This window comes from Sulfitobacter noctilucae, from assembly GCF_000622365.1.
GTDB lineage: Bacteria > Pseudomonadota > Alphaproteobacteria > Rhodobacterales > Rhodobacteraceae > Sulfitobacter > Sulfitobacter noctilucae.
Genome location: NZ_JASC01000014.1, coordinates 502468 through 522841, shown reverse-complemented (window position 1 = coordinate 522841; position 20374 = coordinate 502468). Strand labels below are relative to the sequence as shown.

Genomic DNA, 20374 nt, shown 5'->3' with positions numbered 1-20374 from the left:
CGGCTAGCGCTACTCCGCAAACATCCCGCCATATTGATCACGCAGAATATTCTTCTGCACCTTGCCCATGGTGTTGCGTGGCAAGGCATCCAGTACCACCAATTTACGGGGGTGTTTGAACCGCGCCAGCGACGCTTTCACCGCCTCCATGATCGCGTCGGTGTCTGGGGTCTGTCCGGCAGCGGGCACCAGCACACCGACAACCGTTTCACCAAAGTCGGGATGCGGCACGCCGATCACCGCGCTTTCCAGCACGCCGGGTTGTTCGTCCAGCACCAGTTCGATCTCTTTTGGATAGATGTTATAGCCACCAGAGATGATCAGATCCTTGTTGCGCCCGACAATGTGGACGTAGCCATCCTCATCGACCTTGCCCAGATCGCCCGTGATGAAGAACCCGTCTTCGCGCAACTCGGCTGCGGTCTTTTCCGGCATCTGCCAATAGCCCTTGAACACGTTGGCACCGCGAACCTCAATCTGGCCGACCTCACCATCCGCCAGCGTATGGCCATCCGCCGGATCGGTGATTTTCAGCTCAACCCCCGGCAGCGGGAACCCCACGGTACCTGCACGCCGCTCTCCCTCATAGGGGTTGGAAGTGTTCATATTGGTTTCCGTCATCCCGTAGCGTTCCAGAATACGGTGGCCGGTGCGCCCTTCGAACTGCACATGGGTTTCAGCCAGCAACGGGGCGGAACCGGAGATAAAAAGCCGCATATGCGCGGCGAGATCTTGAGTGAAGCGGGCATCATCCAGCAGACGCGTGTAGAAGGTCGGCACCCCCATCATGCTGGTCGCTTTCGGTAGCCAATCGATGACCTGATCGGCGTCGAACTTGGGCAGGAAGATCATGCTGCCCCCGGCGGCCAGCACCGTATTGGTCGCCACGAACAACCCGTGGGTGTGGAAGATCGGCAGGGCGTGCAGCAGCACATCGTCTTCGGTGAAACGCCACTCCTCAACCAGTGTTTCCGCGTTGGACAGCAGGTTCGCTTGCGTCAGCATCGCACCTTTAGAGCGCCCGGTGGTGCCTGATGTATACAGAAACGCCGCCAGATCGTCTGCGCTGCGCGGCACGGTGTCAAAGCTGCCAGATGCTTTTGCGGCCATGTCAGGCAAGCTGCCCTGCCCGTCCGCGCCCAGCGTTTCAATCTGTGCATTCAGGTTTGTTGCAACAGGTGTCAGGCCCTCTTTCTTGGCAAGGTCACAGACCACCAGTGCTGCCCCACTGTTGTCGATGAAATAGGTCAGCTCGTCCACGGTGTAGCCAGTGTTGAGCGGCAAAAACACAAGCCCCGCCTGCGCACAAGCGGCATATAGAGCCAGCGCCTGCGGAGATTTTTCGATCTGGGCGGCGACCCTGTCACCGGGTTTTAGGCCAAGATCAGTGATCGCGTGGGCAAAGCGTGCGGTCGTCTCAAGAAAGTCCTGATGGGTCCAGACGCTGCCATCCGGCAGGTGCAAAAAAGGGGTCGTCGCACCGGCGTGGGCACCGAACAATGTGTCATAAAGCGGATTTGCCATGGGGTGTCTTTCTATGTCTTTGACCGCAGTGCAGCCTCGGCTAATGTGGTGACCTCGGCAGAGGCTACAATCTGACCTTTGGTTACGAATGTCTCATGGTTTTGCGCAACCTGCTCGAGATCGTAAAGATAATTGACCATCGTCCCGCCCGATTGGCTGCGTCCCTTGTCCGAGGTATCGGCATCCGAATGAACCTTGTGGACCAACGCGCCATTGCCCAGATGAAACCGTGCAACCGGATCATAGGGCGCCCCTTTCGACGTCTTTCCTTCCAGCAGATAATGCGCTGCCAACCTGCGCATGCTGTCGGGATCGGTGGTGTCCCACTCAAGCCCCTTGTCGCGCAACCAGCCGGTCAGACCGGGGATGGGCGAGAGGGTGACAAAGGTCTTCAGCCCCGGCAATTCGGCGGCCAGATCATTTGCTACCTGTTTGATCAGCGAGTTGCCAAAGGAAATGCTCGCCAGCCCCGCCTGACAGTTGGAGATTGAATAGAAGACCGCCGTATCGACCTGATCCACCGGCATTGACAGCCGATCTTCGGCCAGTAGCGCCTGAATGGATCCGGGCACGCCCTGCACCAGCGCCACTTCGACAAAGATGAGCGGTTCATCCGGCATTGAGGGGTGAAAAAAGGCAAAGCAGCGCCGGTCTTTGGGTTGCAGTCGGCGGCGCAGGTCGTCCCAGCTGTCAATCGCATGGACCGCCTCATAGGCGATGATTTTGTCCAGAATATGCGCGGGACTTTCCCAACTGATCGGCCTCAGCACCAGAAAACCCCGGTTGAACCACGACGCGAAAAGGTGACGGAAGTCCAGATCAAGCGCCTCAAGCGCGGGAATGCCCCGCCCCAGCCGCAGCAGATCGGCCCGCATCCGCACCAGTGCTCCTGTGGCACCCGGTACCGCGTTCAGGCGACGGATCAACTCCTGCCGGCGCGGCTCTGCTGCGGCCATGAACGCGCGGTAGCTGGCCTTGGATGGCGTGCGCTCATAATCATCGAGCGTACTGCGCACCGCTTCGGGATCAATGTTCAACTCGGTCGAGATATCCTGGAAGAACGCCAGTTTGGCGTCATCATCCATCGTCGCAAAGTCAGCCAGAATATCGGCCGCAAGCGCCAGACCAGAGGTTTCGCTGGTCGCCCGCACCAGTGCTTGTACCAACTCGGCTGCGGGGCGTTCATCCTTGGTCCCCTTGGCAGGTTGGCGATAGCGCCGCTCGAATACGGTAGAGAGCAGATCGGCCAGCAAGGTCATAATGCCGCCCCCATCACCGCGTCAGGCAGCCATGTGGCCAACCCCGGAAACATGCACAGCAGGACGATGGCCAACAACATACAGCCCACGAAAGGCAGTGACCCTATCAGGATTGTACGCAGCGATATGTCCGGCGCGATGCCGTTGATAACATAGAGGTTCAATCCCACAGGCGGAGAGATCAGCCCGATTTCCATATTGATCGTCAGCACCACGGCAAACCAGATCGGATCGAAGCCGGCGGTCAGAATGATGGGCAGCAGGATGGGTGCCGCCATCAGGATCACCGCAACGGGCGGCAAGAAGAATCCCGCGATGATCAGGAACACATTCACCGCGCCCATCAGCACCCAGCGGTTCACATCCAGCGTGCCGATCCATTCGGCGATGGACTGGGTGATGTAGAGCGAGGACAGCATATAGGAAAACACGCCCGCTGCGGCGATGATGAACAGGATCATCACGCTTTCTTTGGTACTGTCGCGCAGCACGACCCACAGATCACGCGGGTTCCAAAGCTTGTAGATCACCATGGCGATGACCAGACACAAAAGCGCACCCACCGCCGCCGTTTCTGACGGGGTCGCGATGCCGCCGTACATGGCGTAAAGCACACCGACAATGATCGCGAGGAAGGGCAGGACACGCGGCAGGATTTCAAACCGTTCGGCCCAGCTATAACTGCCCGACGACAACAGCTCTGTGTTGCCAGAGCGCCAAGTCGCGTACATCGACCAGGCCATGAACAATCCTACCAGCAGCAAGCCGGGGATCACCCCCGCCAAGAACAACCGCCCGATCGAGGTCTCGGTGGCGATACCGTAGACGATCATGGTGACCGAGGGCGGGATGAGGATGCCCAATGTACCGCCGGCTGCGATAGAGCCTGCTGCGACACCATCCGGATAGCCGCGCTTGCGCATTTCGGGGATGCCCATTTTGCCAATGGCCGCACATGTCGCCGGGCTGGAGCCAGACATGGCCGCGAACAGCGCACAGGCACCGAGGTTGGATATGACCAAACCGCCCGGCACGCGGGTCAGCCAGCGTTCCAGCGCTTCATACAGGTCCGCCCCTGCCCGCGTTGACGCGATCGACGATCCCATGATGATGAACATCGGAATCGACAGTAGTGCGAAATTATCGAGCTTGCCGAACAAGATTTCCGGCATCAATTCCAGCGAGCGCATGCCATCAAAAATGATCAGAAAACCGGCCGAAACGATCAGCAGGCCCATTGCCACCGACACGCCAGAGAACAAGACCATGATGGTCACAAGGCCGACAAGGCCACCGAGTACGAGAGGATCCATCGCTCAGTCCTCCAATCCGAAAGGATTGTCATAGCCCAGCAGCACCGCCACCAGATCGGCAATCAGTTGCAGGAGCAAAAGAGCAAAGCCAACGGGCAGTGACAGATAGGGGATCCACAGCCGCACGCCCCAGATCGTATCAGACCGCCAGCCGCGATCCCAGGCAAAGTGCCAGTATTCATAACCGTACCACAGCATCAGCGCGATGATCCCGATAGACAGGGCCGAGGTAAGCAGAAACATATAAAACCGCGCTTTTGCCCCCAGCGCGAGGGGAATCAGATCGACATTCACATGGCCACGTAACCGCTGCACATAGGGCAGTCCGATCAGCGTGGCCGCGATGACAAGGTAAATCACCGCTTCGGTTTGCCACACGGTCGAGCCGTTCAGTACAAAGCGGACAAAGATCATCTGGCAGGTAATAGCCACCGCCGCCACGATCATCCCCGCCGAACACCAGCCCGCCAGTGTCGATAGGGCCGCAACCCCGCGCAGGAAAAGGTTATCGCCCGTCCGCGCAAGCGCACCCGTGCTCAGTTGACCTGACATAAATCTCTCCGATGGAAGGTGTCTGGATGTGTGGGTCGGGGCAGCCCAAGGCCGCCCCGGTCTCGATCACTCGACGGACAGAGCCATGTCCAAGAGCTCCTGCCCGTCCGGCACTTCTTCGACGAACTTGGCATAGGATGTTTCCTGCGCCAAGGCACGCCATGCCTCGAAGTCGGCCTGCGACATCTCTGCGATCTCGACACCAGCATCCGCGAACACTTTGGCCGAAGCCGCGTCTTCTTTCTTGGCTTCCTCAAGGTAGTAGGCCTGTGCCTTTTCGGATGCGGCAAGCAAGGCTGCCTGCTGGTCTTCGGTCAGACCTTCAAAGGTGCTCTTGTTCATCAACAGCGGCTGATACATGAACCACAGCGCCACGTCGCCTGCTGGCGTATAGCAGCTGACCTGCTCGTAAATCCGGTAGGACACGAAAGACGAAGACGACGTGTTGGCCGCACTCAGAACGCCGGTTTGCATGGCGTTGTAGATCTCGGAAGAGGCCATCGATGCGATGGACGCCCCGGCCCCAGCGAGCATCTGCTCGAATGACTTGCCCGCAGCACGGGTTTGCAGACCTTCGACATCCGCTGGCTTGGTGATGCACTTATCTTTGCCCGCGAAACCGCCAGCCAGATAACCGTGTACCAGCACCATCACATCATCTTCGGCCATCTTGGCCTCTAGTGCTTCCATGAAGGGAGACTCGTTTAGACGGGCCGCGTGGTCGTGGTTTTTCACCAAACCGGGCATCAGGGTGAGGTTGAAGGCCGGCTGCTGTCCGCCCGCATAGCTCAGCGGCAGAACGGTCATATCAAGCTGTCCCCGGCTCAGCGGCTTGTACTGCTCGCGGGGCTTGAACAGCGACTTGGAGCCGAAAATCTTAATCTCAAGATCAACATCGGCCTCGGCAACGCCATCGGCCACGATCTGCGCGACCTTGTGACGGATATCGTTGTTTGACCACTGGTGCGACAGACGCAGCTCGGTGGCACCGGCAATGCTGCCCGCAGCGACCAAGGCCAAAGCTGCAACGGCGCTTTTCAAAAGTGTATTCATTATTTCCTCCCAGAACTTTTTCCCGCTTGACGGGGAATCGCTTAAACCTAGGGGCTGAGTGTTCCTAGGGTCAAGGGCTTTGTATACAAGAATGTTATTCTTGAATATCGAAGGGCGCCGGCTAAACTAGTCGCATGGTACAAAGACGCGCAGATAATATCTCGGCCAAGCTGGAAGAGCTTATCTTTAATGGCAGCTTTGCCGACGGCGACCGTCTGGACGAAGTGCGTTTGGCAGCGCATTTTGGCGTATCCCGCACACCGCTGCGTGAAGCATTGCAACGCCTGGCGCTGACCGGGTTAATAGAGCTTATTCCCCGCCGTGGCGCCTTCGTGCGCCAGCCCGGCGCGGCTGATTTGTTGGAGATGTTCGAGCTGATGGCGGAGCTGGAAGCCTCTTGCGGCAGGTTGGCCGCCGCGCGAATTTCCGATGCTGCATTAGATGATTTGCACGTTGCCAATGTTGAATGCCAGGCGGCGATAGATGCTGGCGATGTTGATCGCTACTACACTGAAAACGAAGGGTTTCACCGCATTATCTACCGCCACTCCGGCAACCGTTTTCTGGAACAGGAAGCCGCGCGTTTACATGACCGCCTCAAGCCCTTTCGTCGGCAGCAATTGCGGCTACGGGGACGGATGAAGCAATCCATGGCCGAACACGAGGCAATTGTTGCCGCTCTTGTCGCTGGTGAGCCGCTTGCCGCCGCCGAAGCATTGCGGACCCATGTGGCGCAACAGGGCGGCAAGTTTCAGGACCTGATGGCCGCCGTGCGCAATGCCGCTGAATAAAGCGCCGATCAGGTCAGGTTCATCAGCAGTCCAGCCATAAGGCGCCCCCGCTCTGACAGGCTGTCCACCTGGATATACTCCTTAAGCGTATGAAGCCCCTGCCCCCGCACGCCCAGCGAATCGAGTGTGGGGATACCCATCGCGCCGGTGAAATTGCCGTCCGATCCGCCGCCTTGGCTGCGGCCCTTCATCTCGAATCCGATTTCCTTTGCCAGTCCTTTGGCGATCTCGAATATCTTCATCGTACCGGGCTGATCGGGTTGCCAGACAGGGCGCGTCACACCGCGTTTGACCTCAAACGCTACACCCCCAGCCTCGCCTTGCAGCGCCATCATCCGGTCAATGCCATCGTCAAGGTCTTCTTGTTTCTTGGCCATGCTCAACGCCTCGGCATCGCAAAAGGACGACACACAATTCACCCATTGCCCCGCGTGGATCACCCCGACGCTGAAGGTGCAGTCGGGGCCTGTCATATCCTCGATCTCGATGATCTTGCGGGCCATCGCAGCGATGGCGGATTTGCCGTCGGACAGCCGTGCGCCTGCATGGCTGGGCTGACCCACCGTGCGCAGGTTGAACCGCGCAATCGCGTAACGTCCGATGGTCACGCCGCCATCTTCATGTCCAGGTTCGGGCACCAGAACGTAGGCATTCTTGGCCGCCTCCGCCTCGATCAGCTCGCGGGTCGAGGGGGTGCCGACCTCCTCATCAGGTGTGAACAGCACCGTCACCGGCAGTGGCGTTTGCAGACCTGCACGGATCAACTGGCGGATCGCCTCGACACTCAGATAATTGCCCCCCTTCATGTCCATGATGCCGGGCCCATAGCAAATGTCGCCCTCGCGTTTGAACGGCAGCACGTCAATCGTGCCGATGGGATGCACGGTGTCCATATGCCCCGCGATCAGGATGCCCGGAACCTTGCCATGATCCGGATGCGGGATCTTGACGCGCACACAGCCACCGAACCCCATGCGCCCGGGTATCCGCTCGACCATACCGATCTGCGACAGGTCATAGGCCGCGAGGTCCATCATCCGGTCCACGGCGGCGGCGTCATGGGTCGGGCTTTCGCATTCGATCCAAGGGCGCAGCCCTGCCAGCATTTCATCATCATCAAAAGGAAGGTGCAGCGGGTTCATGGGTCTATTTCCTTATGCGGTTAAACGGCGTTCAACGATCCGCGCCATGATAGACGCGCCCACCGGTAGCACATCGGGGTCGAGAAAGAAGCTGGGGTTGTGCAGGCCCGTCGTGCCGGAGTGGCCGATGCGGCAATAGGCACCTGGAATGACCTTCAGCATGTCGGCAAAGTCTTCGGAGCCCGTTGCCGGTTGATCTTTGCCGGAAATGTTCTCCTTGCCGACAACGTCGGCGGCGGCTTCCATATAGGCATCCGACAGGTCGGCGTCGTTCATCAGAACATCAAAGACATTGCGGATGTCAATGTTGATCTGCACACCGTAAGCAGTGGCGAACCCGGCGCAAAGCTCGCGCATCCGGGTCTCGGCCATCTGGCAGACCTCGTCCTTGAAATAACGGATCGTGCCGGCCAGCGTCGCCGTGTCCGGCACCACATTATAGGCTGCTCCGGCATGAAGCTGCGTCACTGACAGAACGCAGGTGTCCAAGGGCGGCAGGTTACGCGAAAGAATGGTTTGCAGGCTCCCCACCAGCGCGGACGCAATCACCAAAGGGTCTTTGGACTGGTGCGGCATCGCGGCGTGGCTGCCCTTGCCCTGCACGGTAATGTCGAAAAACGATGCCCCTGCCATCGCGGCCCCTTTGCAGATGCCCACGGTGCCCGGCTCGCCATTGGGTGAATTGTGCATCCCGTAAATCTCGTCACAGGGAAAGCGGTCAAAGAGCCCGTCCTTGAGCATATCGCGTGCACCGCCCAAGCCTTCTTCGGCAGGCTGAAAAATCATCACGGCCGTGCCTGCGAAATCACGGGTGGAGGCCAGATGTTTCGCCGCCCCCAGCAGCATCGTTGTGTGGCTGTCATGGCCACAGGCATGCATCACGCCGGGGTTGGTGGATGCATACGCGAGATTGGTTTCCTCGTAGATCGGCAGCGCGTCCATATCCGCGCGCACCCCCACGGTGCGGTTGCCCTCGCGATTGCCCTTGATGATGCCGACAACGCCGGTCTGGCCGATGCCTACGTGCACTTCGTCCACGCCATATTCGCGCAGCTTGTCTGCCACGATGGCCGAGGTACGTTTCTCCTGAAATCCGATTTCAGGATGCGCGTGCAGGTCTTTGAATATCTCTGTCAGCTCGGCAGTACTTTGGTCGATGATCGGTAGAATGCCCATGTCGGGTCTCCTTTGAATGATATGTCAGGGGGCTTCGGCGAAGGGCCGGAAATTGGCGAAGTCCCAATGCCGCCCCGGGGCCGCCGAGATCAGCGCCTTGGTATAATCTTGTTGCGGTGCGCCCAGCACCTGACCGGCTGGACCGTATTCTACGACACGCCCATGCTGCATCACCAGCACCTCGTCGCAGATTTGCGCGGCGACTCCAAGGTCGTGGGTGATGAACAGGATGCCAAGGCCAAGTCGTTCCTGAAGCTCTGCGAGCAAGTCCAGTACCTGTGCCTGTACCGAAACATCAAGCGCCGAGACAGCCTCATCCGCGACCAGCACATCGGGGTCCATGGCAAGAGCGCGTGCAATAGCAATCCGCTGGCGTTGGCCGCCAGAGAATTGATGCGGAAAGCGGTCCACCGCGCTGGCAGGCAGGCCCACCAGTTCCAGTAATTCGCGCGCGCGGTCCATCGCCTGCGATCGGGGCACACCAAAGTTCAGTGGTCCCTCGATGATGGATTGCCCCACCTCGATGCGCGGGTTCAGCGAACGCATGGGATCCTGAAACACGATCTGGATGTTCTTGCGCTGGGGCTTCAGTTCCTTCTGACTCATCGTGGCGATGTCCTTGCCGCCGACCATGATCGCGCCTGAGGTGGGATCAATCAGCCGCATGATGCAGCGGGCGACGGTCGACTTGCCCGACCCGCTTTCGCCCACGATGCCAAGTGTGCGGCCCTTCATCAGCTTGATGCTTACATCCCGTGCGGCCTTCACCTCGCGGGACTTGCTGAACAAGCCGCCGCCGCCATAGGTCTTGCACAGATCATCCGTGGCCAGCACCACATCGGTCGACACACCATCACGCGCCATGCGCGGCACCTGGCTTGGCACCGATTGCAACAGGTCGCGTGTATAATCGGTCTGGGGCCGGCGCAGCAGGGTCTCCACCGGTTGGCTCTCCATCACCTCACCCAGCTTTAGTACCGTCACATCATCGGCGATCTCTGACACGACCCCCATGTCGTGCGTGATAAAGAGCACCGCCGCCCCCTGCTCTTCGCGCAGCTCGCGAATGAGGCTTAGGATCTGCGCCTGTGTGGTCACGTCCAGCGCCGTGGTCGGCTCGTCCGCGATCAGCAGTTGCGGCCGCATGACCAGCGCCATTGCGATCATGATGCGCTGGCGCTGTCCGCCCGATAGCTGGTGCGGAAAGCTGCGGTACATCTTATCGACGTCGGGCAGATGCACCTGCTCCATCATCTCGATCACGCGCTTGCGCCGGTCAGATGCAGACAGGTCCGAATGGAACTCGAGCACTTCCTCGATCTGTTGCCCCACGCGGGCCACAGGATTAAGGGCCGTCATCGGCTCCTGAAAGATCATCGACATGGATGTGGCGCGCAACTCGCGCAAACGGTTAGGACTTGCTGTGAGCAGTTCCTCCCCCTTCAATTTGATCGACGATCCCGACAGCGGCGTAAGCACGGGCGGCAACAGGCCCATCGTCGCCAAAGCGCTCAGCGATTTGCCCGACCCGCTTTCGCCCACCAGACACATGGTCTGGCCCGGCTCAATCGACAGGTTCAGGCCTTTAACCACCTGTTTGTCGTTCTCGCCATTCAGGGCGATGCGCAGGTTGCGAATGTCCAGAAGTGTATCGCTCATCTCTCGATCCCCCGCTTGGCCATGCGCGGATCTAGCGCGTCACGCACCGCGTCCCCCAACAGGTTGATAGACAGGATCGCAACCGAGACCACGAGACCGGGCCACAGCACGATGCCGGGATTGATTTGGAAATAGATACGCCCTTCGGCCATGATGTTGCCCCAGCTGGGTGTTTCAGGATTGATGCCTGCGCCGAGGAACGACAGGATCGCTTCGGTCAGGATGGCAGAGGCACAGATGTATGTGCCCTGGATGATCAGTGGTGCGATGGTATTTGGCACCAGATGACGGCGCATGATCAGCGCGGTGGACGACCCCGCAGCAATCGCCGCTTCGACATAGGGTTCCTCGCGCGCGGAGAGCACCAGCGAGCGGACCAACCGTACCACGCGCGGCACTTCGGGAATGGTGATTGCGACCAGCACGGTCCAGAGGCTTGCCCCCCAAAGCGAGACAATCGCGATGGCCAGCAGGATGCTGGGAATGGCCATCAAGCCATCGACCATCCGCATCAGCACCGCGTCAATCCAGCGAATGTAGCCTGCCAGCAGGCCCAGCAGCAGGCCAAAGATCACAGCAAAGACTGCCGCCGCGACGCCTACCACCAATGATATGCGACCCCCGTAAATGATGCGGGAAAACAGATCGCGGCCATAGGCATCGGTGCCCAGCCAGAATTCCTCGCTTGGCGGCTTGAGGCGGACCGAAGGCGTCAGGCGCACGGGATCATGGGGCACGACCCAAGGCGCAAAGAGCGCGGACAGCACGATGATCACAAGGATGATCGCGGCGATAAGGACCAGCGGACTGGAAGTCACGATCTCGCGGACTTTCGTAAGCGGCGAGATCCGGTCAGGGGGCGCGACGGAGGTCATCTGGTCGGTCATGAATAACGGATCCTTGGATCAAGAAGCACATAAGCGATGTCGATCAGCAGGTTGATGACGACATAGATCAGAGAGGCTAGAAGGATGACGGCCTGAATAACGGGATAGTCGCGGCTTAGCACCGCATCGACCGTCAAACGCCCCAGTCCGGGCAGGTTGAACACCGATTCCGTGACCACAACGCCCGAGATGATCAGTGCAAAGCCAATCCCGATGACGGTGATAATCGGCACCGAGCAATTGCGCAGCGCATGGCGCATCAGCACCCGGCTTTCGGGCAATCCCTTGGCCCGCGCCGTGCGAACATAATCATCGCCCAAAATCTCAAGCATCGAGGTACGCGTGATCCGCGCGATCAGCGCAATATATAGCAACGTCAGCGTGAAGGTCGGCAGTGCGATGCGATGAAAGAAGTCTCCCAGCCCTTCGCCAATCGGGCGGAAGCCTTGCACCGGGAACCAGCCCAACTGCATCGAGAAGAGTGAGATCATCAGATAGCCGATCACAAAGACCGGGACCGAAAATCCCAGCACGGACAGCAGCATTACAAAGCGGTCGATCAATGTGCCTTGCTTCCATGCGGCGATGACACCCAAGGGAACCGCGATGATCACCGACAGGATGATCGTGGTCAGAGCCAATGAAATTGTCGGCTCCATCCGGTCGGCGATCAGCTCGATCACGGGTTTGCCTGACAGGATCGAGGTGCCGAAGTCGCCGCGCAGCAGATCGGTGATCCAGCTGAAAAACTGCACCAGCAGCGGATCGTTCAGACCCAGCGAGTCGCGGATCGCCGCCAATTGCTCGGGCGTTGCGGTATCGCCCGCCAGGATCGCCGCTGGATCGCCCGGCGTCAGACGCAAAAGGAGAAAAACAAAGAGTGCAACGAAGCCCATCACCGGGATCGCGGCGAGGACGCGTTGTAGAATGTAGCCGTACATGTACCGAACCCCTCGGAAGGACGCGCCTTTGCGCCATGTCGTGATTTACAGAGAAAAGCTCCGGCCCTCGCACGATGCGCGGGGCCGGAACAGTCAGCTTACTTGGAGATGTTCCAGAACAAAGGTGCCGGTGCGTCCAGCACGCCTTCAAGCTCGTTGGACCAAGCGGTCGGCACGAAATACTGGCCGATGGGCGCATAGACGCCCTCTTCATAGGCGACCTTCTGGATTTCAGCAGCGTATTCTTTCTGCTTTTCCAGATCGGTCTCCGTGGCATAGGACATCCGCAGCTCTTCAAGCTTTGGCACATCAGGCCAGCCGAACCAGCCGCCTTCCGGACCTTTGCCATTGACCATGTTGTTCACCAGCGGGTTGAACACATCAGCGCCGACCCAGTTGGTCATGAACATGTGCCAGCCGCCGTCAGCGATGGCCGCCTGGCTTGCGCGTTTGCCGACCAGCGTCTGCCAATCCATCGCTTGCAGATCGACGGTGAAGCCCGCGTCGCGCATGGCCTGCGCCACAACCACCGGCTGGGTGCGCAGCGTGCCCACGTCTGTGGGATGCATGATCACGATGGGCGTGCCATCATAGCCAGCTTCCTCAAGCAGCGCCTTGGCCTTTTCCATCCCGTTGCCCTCGGTCAGGGTTTCGGACCCGACATCGGATGCAAGCGGCGTGTTACAGACGAACATCGCCCCACAGAGCGCGTAAAGCTCCGGATTACCGACCAAGGCATCAAGCACGTCTTTTTGCTTGACCGACGCAATGGCCGCTTGGCGGATGCGGACATCATCCATCGGTGCGTTCAGCGTGTTTGGACGCATGATGGTCTGCATGCCCAGCGCGTTCAGGTTCTTGACCGTTACATCGGGATTGGCATCAAGAATGGGCAACAGATCGGACGGCGGGCTTTCCCAATAGTCGATCTCGCCGGCTTGCAACGCGTTCAGCGCGGTTTGGTCGTCAGGCATCACCACCCATTCGACACGTTCCACATTAACGACCTTACCACCGGAAGCCCAGCTTGGGGGTTCTGAACGCGGGACATAATCCTCGAATTTGGCATAGACCGCTTTCACACCCGGCTGGAATTCCTCTGCCACCCATGTGAAGGGGCCAGAGCCGATCTGCTCGGGGATTGGCTCGGTCGAGGGCGTTTCGGCAAGCCGTTTGGGCATGATGAACGGCACGTTTGAGGATGGTTTCGCAAGGCTGTCGATCACCAGGCCGTACGGTTCTTTGAGATTTATGACGAACTCGTTGGCCGAAGCCCCTTGTGTCATGCTTTCAACGAAGGACATCAGGACTTGCCCCATGCCGTCCCGCTCACCCCAACGCGCGATGGAGGCGGCAATGTCTTCACCCGTCACTGGTGCACCATCATGGAACGCCAGACCGTCACGTAGAGTGAAGGTATAGGTCAGCCCGTCATCGGACACCGTGTGGCTGTCGACCATCTGTGGCTGGGGCACCAGATCGCTGTCCAATGCATAAAGCGTGTCAAAGATCATGTAGCCGTGGTTACGGCTCATGTAGGCGGTGGTCATGATCGGGTCGAGCACCCTCAGCGCCGAGTGTTTCACTGCTGTGAGCGTTTGGGCAAAGCTGGGCCCCGCCATCAGGGCAAGGCTCGCAACCGTGGCGCTTAACACGGATGTGCGCAGCATTTTGCCCATCCCGCGTGCCTTGGTTTTCTCGAATGTGGTATGTTTCATAGTAACTCCCTTGGTTGGTTATCGAAACGCCGGGTTTGGTGACCCTTTTGCGGCGCGGTCTTGTTATCTGGGGGCCTGAAAGCCAGCTGTGCAAGCATCAGGATAATTCAATTTCACGGACCTCCTCCGGGTCGAAGACACGGCCCATCGGTTCCATCCGCATACCGGGTGCCAAATTACGGAATGGCAGGCTGGCCGGGCTGACAGGCATCGGACCGGGGGCGGTACAGGTCAGGATCACTTCGGCGATCGGGTCGAAATCCGCACGGAAATGCACCGAGCTTTTGTTCACCAGTATCTTCTGTTTCGTCGGTTCGATTCCGACAAAGCGGTACATTTCCTGATCTGCCATCTGCGCCTTGTTGCTTGTCACGACGATACGCACATCGCCAATGCGCAAACAGGCCGATGGGCCCAGATCAAGCGGCGCACCTCCATAGAATGGCCCCGATGCGATCAGCTTGCCGTCGCTGAGCGTTTCAACGGTGAAGCGCCCCTCGAACGGGCTGTCGAGCGCAATATTGGAAAACCCGCCCAGCGCGATGTCGATCTCTGCGCCCTGCCCTGCGGCGTGCGCCGCCTCAGCGGCTTTCGGGTCCACCATGTTGCCGAGCGCGGCGGCTTGGGCGTTGTTGCGTACCAGCGCCCGCAGCATGCCGGTGGTGTTTGAATCGCCACCGGCTCCCGGATTGTCTTGTGTATCAGCAATCACAACCGGTCGCGTTGCAGTGCCCGCGATCCGCATCGCCTCAACCACACCAGCATCCGGGTCAAACGTCTTGCCCGCCAGATCCGGTTCAGCGGCCAGCACGGCAGCTTCGATCCTGTCGGCGGCCGCATCCGTGTCTGCCTGTGTCTCTCCGTAGCAGATGACCGTGGGGCCGCAGCCCGGAAAATCGGCAGCCGGGAAGCCAAAGAAAAATGACGTCGAAGAGACCGCCCCGGTTTCTGTGGCCGCCACCAGATCATAGAGGTCTTTGGCTGGAAATTCTCGGGTGCTTTGCCACGCAATCGGGACGAGGAAAGGCAGCCGCCGAAATGCCTTGGCAAAGGGTATGCCCCGCGCCATCAGATGGTCGAGTTGCACAGCGGCGCGACGGCCTGTCTCGGCCATGTCTACATGCGGATAGGTGCGGAACCCCACCAGAACATCCGCTGCATCCACCATGGTTTGGGTGATGTTGCCATGCAGATCGAGCGCTGCAGCAATCGGCACGTCCGGTCCGACGATATCGCGCAACCGCATCAGCAGCGCGCCTTCGCCGTCGTCTTCATGCTCGGCCACCATCGCGCCATGCAGATCAATGAATACGCCATCCAGAGGCAACGCCGCTTTTATGCCCTCCAGGATCTCGTCCGTGATGCTTTCGTAGGCATTTTGGGAAACATGCGCCGACGGAATGGCCCCGGCCCAGAGAATCGGCACCATCTCCCATCCTGCCGATTCGCCGTGGATCACCGCGCCACCAATGCCAAGGTTGATCCCCTTGCCGCGCGACAACACCTCTGCGCCGCGTGAAATTGGCATGTAGCCGCCGCCCTGAACAAAGTCAGCCAACTGCGCCTTGGTCGGCGCGAAGGTGTTTGTTTCATGTAGAAATCCGGCAACCGCAACGCGATGTGGCATTCATTTCCCCTTCTCGAGATCAACTGCATCCGGTGTGAACACCCGGTGGTCGACGTCTCATTTCCGATTGCAGTGTATTGCATTGCAATATGCTTGCATCGTACTCTAATCGTAGAAGCCAAGCTGCCCTCAGGTCAATGGGTGCGTTGAGGGGAGACAAGATGTCCAGAAACCGGACACGTGCTGAATCAGGCCTTCGCGATCTGTCGGACGCCCAGCGGGCCGATCCGCTTTTCGTGCAATCAGTGGAGCGCGCGATGACGGTCTTGTCCAGTTTTCACCACGCAGATGGGCCGATGTCGCTATCCGAGGTGGCAAAGACGGCTGGCATCGACCGGAGTGCAGCCCAGCGCATGGTGCACACGTTGCGCACCTTGGGTTATGTTCAGCGCGACGCAGGCGGGCACGGCTTCCTGCCCGGCATTCGCCTGCTGGACCACACACTTGATACGCTGCGGCTTGATCCACTGGTGCGCCGCGCCACGCCGGTGCTGCAAGAGCTGCGCAAGGCCACGCGCGAACGGGTCGACCTGTCGCTCTTTGATGATCTGCGTGTGCTTTACGCCGTGCGCCTGCAAACCAAACGGCAGATGTTCTATACCACGCTCGTCGGCCATTCGGTGCCGACCTTCTGTAGCTCGGGCGGTTGGGCGATCCTGTCAAAGCTGCCGGACCCCCAAGTGGCGGATATTCTGGCGCGGTCAGACAAACGCCCCTTTACGCCTGAAACCATAACCGATCCAACCGCCTTGATGGCAGAGGTCCAAAAGGCTCGGCAAGCGGGCTACGCCATTGCCTGTAACCAGATCCTATCGGGAGAGATTGCAGCCGGTTTTCCGGTGATGGATACGCATGGAAACCCGATTGCCGCCATACATATCGCCGGATCATTGTCAGAATGGTCCGATGCGGATTACGCACAGCGCGTTGTCCCCCTGGGCCAGGAAGCCGCCCGCGCCATCAGTCAATATTGAAGGAAGTATTTACATGGACAGTTTTGCCCTCAACGGCCTCAGCGCCCCTGCCACCATCGCCATTGATCACTGGGGCATGGCCCATATCCGCGCCGAGACCACACAGGATGCGTTTTTCCTGCAAGGGTTCAACGCGGCGCGTGACCGTCTTTGGCAAATGGATCTGTGGCGCAAGCGCGGTCTGGGGCTTTTGGCGGCAGACTTCGGCCCCGGCTATCTGATGCAGGACCGTGCCGCGCGATTTTTTCTGTATCGCGGGGATATGGCGGCGGAATGGGCAGCTTATGGCGCGGATGCCCAGGACATCTGCACAGCCTTCGCCGCAGGGATCAACGCCGCCATTGGTCAGGTCAGCGCGGGCAACCTGCCACTGCCGCCCGAGTTCACGGCGCTTGGGACGCAGCCTGCAAAGTGGCAGGCTGAAGACGTGGTGCGCATCCGCACACATTGTCTGTCGCGCAACGGCGAGTCCGAGTTGGCGCGGTCGATTGTGCACCGTTTGGCGGATTCAGAGGTCGATCTGCTGCGAGAAACATTGTCACCACCGGTGCCCGAAAGCGAATGGGAAACAATGCATCCCGCGCCCCTGCCCGATGATGCTTTGGCCGTCTACGCGCTGGCCACTGCGCCAGTGAGTTTTTCTCAAGCGCGTCTGGCCGCACCGTTAGAAGACGCGGCACTTTGGTCCGAGGTTGATGCGGCCAAAACTGTGCACCGTGCGGCACCTTCAATGGAGGGGTCGAACAACTGGGCGATTGCAGCCAGCCACACAGAGACGGGCCGCGCGATCATGGCCAGCGATCCGCACCGCGCGCATGCGGCCCCTTCGCTGCGCTATATGGTGCACCTGAGCGCGCCGGGCATGGATCTGATCGGCGCGGGCGAGCCCACATCCCCAGGCATCATGGCAGGGCACAACGGCACCGCGTCCTTCAGCCTGACGATCTTTTGCGCGGACCAAGAAGACGTACTGGTCTACGACACGCTGCCGGACGACAATGGGCGCTACCGCTATGGCGACGGTTCCGAAGCCATAATGCAGGTCGATGAGGTCTTCGCCGTTAAGGGTGCGCCGGACCAGACCCTCGCCTTGCATTTCACCCGCCACGGTCCGGTGGTTTGGCAGGACACCGACCAAAACCTCGCAGTGGCAATCCGCACCGTTTTCACCGATCCCGGCACGGCCCCCTATATGGCGTCGCTCAAAGCAATGCGCACCGAAACGATGCAGGACTTTCGCGCCGCTGTGACCACATGGGGCGCACCGTCGGTGAACCTTGTCTATGCCGATATGGCGGGTGACCTGTGCTGGCAGGCGGCGGCCTATGTGCCGCGCCGCAATGGCTGGCGCGGTCTGGCCCCCGTGTCAGGGGATGGCCGCTTTGAATGGGACGGGTACCTGACTGCCGCCGATTTACCCGCCATTGAAAATCCGGATCGCGGGTTTGTGCATTCCGCCAACGAGATGAACATGCCGGAGGACTGGGACCATGCAGCCATTCCAGTGGGCTTTGAATGGTACGAGGATGGCCGTGCCGACCGGATAGCCGAGGTGATTGGTGCAGGCGATGCTCGTGACGTAGCAGGCAGCTGTGCGTTACAAACCGACAGCGCCTCGCCTTTTGCGCCGCGGTTGCTGGTGCTTTTGCCGGAAGATCTGCCCCCCGCCATCCGAGATCTGTTCGCGGGCTGGGATGGACGGGCGGACGCGGGTTCTGCGGCCGCGCTGCTGTTTGAGATGTGGCTGTCCTCGCATCTGCGGCCTGCTTTGCTGGAGCGTGTGGCCCCTGATGCGGAGCTCCGCAAATATTTGGCACCGGGGGATATCCCGATGGTGACGCGTTTGCTGGAGGGTGAGCATCCGGCACTGTCAGAGCGTGCCGGGCTAAGCGACCCGGCTGCACGGGATACCTTCCTGCTGGAAACGCTTTCTGCCGCATGGGACGATGCTTGCACACGCTTTGGCAGTGATCCGGCCACTTGGCGTTGGGGCGATCTGCATAAGGGCTGGTTTGCACATGCCGTGACATCGGTCACGGACGGTTTTGACGTGGGGCCGCTGGACAAGGGCGGCGACACCACCTCCGTCATGCTGGCTCATTACGACGCAAGCAGCTACCGCGTCAGCGTGGGTGCATCTGTGCGCATGGTTGTCGATGTGGGCGAATGGGACAATTCCGTCTGGATCAATGCGCCGGGGCAATCGGGCCTGCCGGGGGATGCCCATTACGACGATCTGGCCCCGCTATGGGCGCGCGGCGAGTATGTGCAAATGGCCTACAGCCGCGCGGCGGTGGATGCGGTGACACAGCGGGTGATCACGCTTACCCCTGCCTAGGATTGACCCCGCACCATTCCGCAATGAAAAGCGCCAGCAGTTTGGTCAGCTGGCGCACCGATTCCAGTTCCACGCGTTCGTCAAAGCCGTGGATGTTCTGCGCCCGTGGCCCGATGCAGAACGAGGGGATGCCGTAATATAGGCCGTAAAACCGCGTGTCGGTCAGCGCGGTCATCTTGCTTTCCTGCAAGGCTTCCTCTGCGCCAAAGACCGATTGGTACGCGCTGCGCATCACGTCCAGCGCCGGGTCCGCGTCTTCACCCAAAACATAACCTTCGGCCTGAAACCCATTCCAGATCACCTCGGGCGGGTTGTTGGACAGAAACGGATGGTCGCGTGAAGCATCAGCGACACAGGCGGCAATCTCGGCCTTGGCGGCTTCAAGATCCTGACCTGGCAGAACGCCCATACGGCAATCCACATCGCACCACGCCGGCACGCTTGAGGCCCAATCACCGCCCTTGATCTTGCCTGCGTTGAAGTTGAGCGGATGCGGCACGTCGCCATAGACCGGGTCCGCAGCCGCGCGTTCGTTCCACTTGGCCTCAAGTCCCTGCAAGGCTTTGATGACATCCATGCTGGCCATGATCGCATTCGATCCATCCCCTGCGACGGCGACATGTACGGGCCGCCCGCGCACCGCCAGCCGGAACCACAGCACACCGATCTGGGCACGGTTGATGTAGAAATCTGACGGCTCCGGCAGGACGGCGACATCGGCGCGATAGCCGCGCTGGAGGGTGGAGAGCGCACCAAGGCCGGTGCTTTCCTCCTCGATCACCGATTGGAAATGCACCCGTGCGGCGGGTTCCAATCCAGCCGCTGCCAAGGCATCAAGCGCAAACAGCGCAGCAACCGTGCCCGATTTCATATCCCCTGCCCCGCGCCCGTGCATCCAGCCATCGCGGATCACCGGATCGAAGGGATGGGTCTCCCACATATCGGTCGGGCCGGCAGGCACCACATCCAGGTGGCCCTGCAGGATCAGCGAACGCCCTTTCACCGACTGCGGCTGGTGCGTGCCCACAACCGATCGCGCCCGTGAGAAATCCCCCATGATCGGGCCGAACCCCGGCAGTGGTTCCAGATCGCTGAGGTGAATCGTCCAGTCGTCGACCGAGTAGCCCCGCTTTCGCAGGGCATCGGCCATGAAATCCTGCGCCGGGCCTTCTTCGAACCGAAGGCTTGGGATGCGGACGAAGTCGGCCAGAAAAGCGGTTTGCGCATCAAACCCCGCATCAACGGCTTGGGTGATCTGCGCGATCATATCATCGCTGAGCGGCGCGGCATCGGTCGTGGGTAGCGGTTCCATTCAAATCCTCCAGCTTGGAGCGTCATCCTGCGCCTGTCCCGGCCGTGCGTCAATCGGGTGGCCCTTGCTCCTCTGTCCGACCCTGCGAAATTCGACTGCTTCGCACGA

The 20374-nt window shown here is 60.0% G+C and carries 16 protein-coding genes; 3 read left to right on the top strand and 13 right to left on the bottom strand.

Going from position 1 to position 20374, the window contains the following annotated elements; genetic code table 11:
* Positions 1-9: 9 nt before the first annotated feature.
* The 5 genes from Z945_RS0112670 to dctP all read right to left on the bottom strand — a co-directional run bounded on the left by Z945_RS0112670 (position 10) and on the right by dctP (position 5701).
* Entirely contained in the window at positions 10-1524 is a 1515-nt protein-coding gene (locus tag Z945_RS0112670) for a malonate--CoA ligase (protein ID WP_025052481.1), read from the bottom strand.
* A gap of 11 nt (positions 1525-1535) precedes the next feature.
* The gene (locus Z945_RS0112665; protein WP_025052480.1) at positions 1536-2783 is read right to left on the bottom strand and encodes a malonyl-CoA decarboxylase; all 1248 of its coding nucleotides are present in this window, start codon (positions 2781-2783) and stop codon (positions 1536-1538) included.
* On the bottom strand, positions 2780-4096 hold the full coding sequence (locus tag Z945_RS0112660) for a TRAP transporter large permease (RefSeq protein ID WP_025052479.1): 1317 nt from the start codon (positions 4094-4096) through the stop codon (positions 2780-2782). The genes Z945_RS0112665 and Z945_RS0112660 overlap by 4 nt, the downstream gene beginning before the upstream one ends.
* 3 nt (positions 4097-4099) lie before the next feature.
* Positions 4100-4648 carry a TRAP transporter small permease gene (locus Z945_RS0112655; RefSeq protein WP_025052478.1) on the bottom strand — a complete coding sequence of 183 codons (549 nt, stop codon included), beginning with the start codon at positions 4646-4648 and terminating at the stop codon, positions 4100-4102.
* Between the two features lie 66 nt (positions 4649-4714).
* The gene (gene dctP, locus Z945_RS0112650; protein ID WP_025052477.1) at positions 4715-5701 is read right to left on the bottom strand and encodes a TRAP transporter substrate-binding protein DctP; all 987 of its coding nucleotides are present in this window, start codon (positions 5699-5701) and stop codon (positions 4715-4717) included.
* 134 nt (positions 5702-5835) lie between these two features.
* Here dctP and Z945_RS0112645 point away from each other — a divergent pair, with 134 nt between their 5' ends.
* Positions 5836-6492 (top strand): GntR family transcriptional regulator, encoded by a 657-nt coding sequence (locus tag Z945_RS0112645; RefSeq protein ID WP_025052476.1) that lies wholly within the window; start codon positions 5836-5838, stop codon positions 6490-6492.
* Positions 6493-6500: 8 nt separating this feature from the next.
* On the opposite strand, the gene Z945_RS0112640 is transcribed toward Z945_RS0112645, so the two are convergent.
* The 7 genes from Z945_RS0112640 to Z945_RS0112610 form a co-directional block, all read right to left on the bottom strand.
* Complete coding sequence (locus Z945_RS0112640; RefSeq protein WP_025052475.1) at positions 6501-7634, bottom strand: M20/M25/M40 family metallo-hydrolase; 1134 nt, start codon at positions 7632-7634, stop codon at positions 6501-6503.
* A gap of 12 nt (positions 7635-7646) precedes the next feature.
* Positions 7647-8810: a M20 aminoacylase family protein gene (locus tag Z945_RS0112635; protein ID WP_025052474.1), complete on the bottom strand. Its 1164-nt coding sequence runs from the start codon at positions 8808-8810 to the stop codon at positions 7647-7649.
* Positions 8811-8834: 24 nt separating this feature from the next.
* Positions 8835-10469, bottom strand: coding sequence for an ABC transporter ATP-binding protein (locus tag Z945_RS0112630; RefSeq protein WP_025052473.1), 1635 nt, complete (start codon positions 10467-10469; stop codon positions 8835-8837).
* Entirely contained in the window at positions 10466-11356 is an 891-nt protein-coding gene (locus tag Z945_RS0112625; RefSeq protein WP_025052472.1) for an ABC transporter permease, read from the bottom strand. The genes Z945_RS0112630 and Z945_RS0112625 overlap by 4 nt, the downstream gene beginning before the upstream one ends.
* Complete coding sequence (locus tag Z945_RS0112620; protein WP_025052471.1) at positions 11353-12297, bottom strand: ABC transporter permease; 945 nt, start codon at positions 12295-12297, stop codon at positions 11353-11355. The genes Z945_RS0112625 and Z945_RS0112620 overlap by 4 nt, the downstream gene beginning before the upstream one ends.
* Before the next feature lie 98 nt (positions 12298-12395).
* On the bottom strand, positions 12396-14015 hold the full coding sequence (locus tag Z945_RS0112615) for an ABC transporter substrate-binding protein (protein WP_241434505.1): 1620 nt from the start codon (positions 14013-14015) through the stop codon (positions 12396-12398).
* Between the two features lie 97 nt (positions 14016-14112).
* Positions 14113-15642, bottom strand: coding sequence for a M81 family metallopeptidase (locus tag Z945_RS0112610; protein WP_025052469.1), 1530 nt, complete (start codon positions 15640-15642; stop codon positions 14113-14115).
* Positions 15643-15803: 161 nt separating this feature from the next.
* Here Z945_RS0112610 and Z945_RS0112605 point away from each other — a divergent pair, with 161 nt between their 5' ends.
* Both Z945_RS0112605 and Z945_RS0112600 read left to right on the top strand, forming a co-directional pair.
* The gene (locus tag Z945_RS0112605) at positions 15804-16616 is read left to right on the top strand and encodes an IclR family transcriptional regulator (protein ID WP_025052468.1); all 813 of its coding nucleotides are present in this window, start codon (positions 15804-15806) and stop codon (positions 16614-16616) included.
* Positions 16617-16629: 13 nt separating this feature from the next.
* Positions 16630-18954: a penicillin acylase family protein gene (locus Z945_RS0112600; protein ID WP_037971044.1), complete on the top strand. Its 2325-nt coding sequence runs from the start codon at positions 16630-16632 to the stop codon at positions 18952-18954.
* Here Z945_RS0112600 and Z945_RS0112595 read toward each other — a convergent pair.
* Positions 18941-20266, bottom strand: coding sequence for an ArgE/DapE family deacylase (locus tag Z945_RS0112595; RefSeq protein WP_025052466.1), 1326 nt, complete (start codon positions 20264-20266; stop codon positions 18941-18943). The two genes, Z945_RS0112600 and Z945_RS0112595, sit on opposite strands and share 14 nt — an antisense overlap.
* Between the last annotated feature and the right edge of the window lie 108 nt (positions 20267-20374).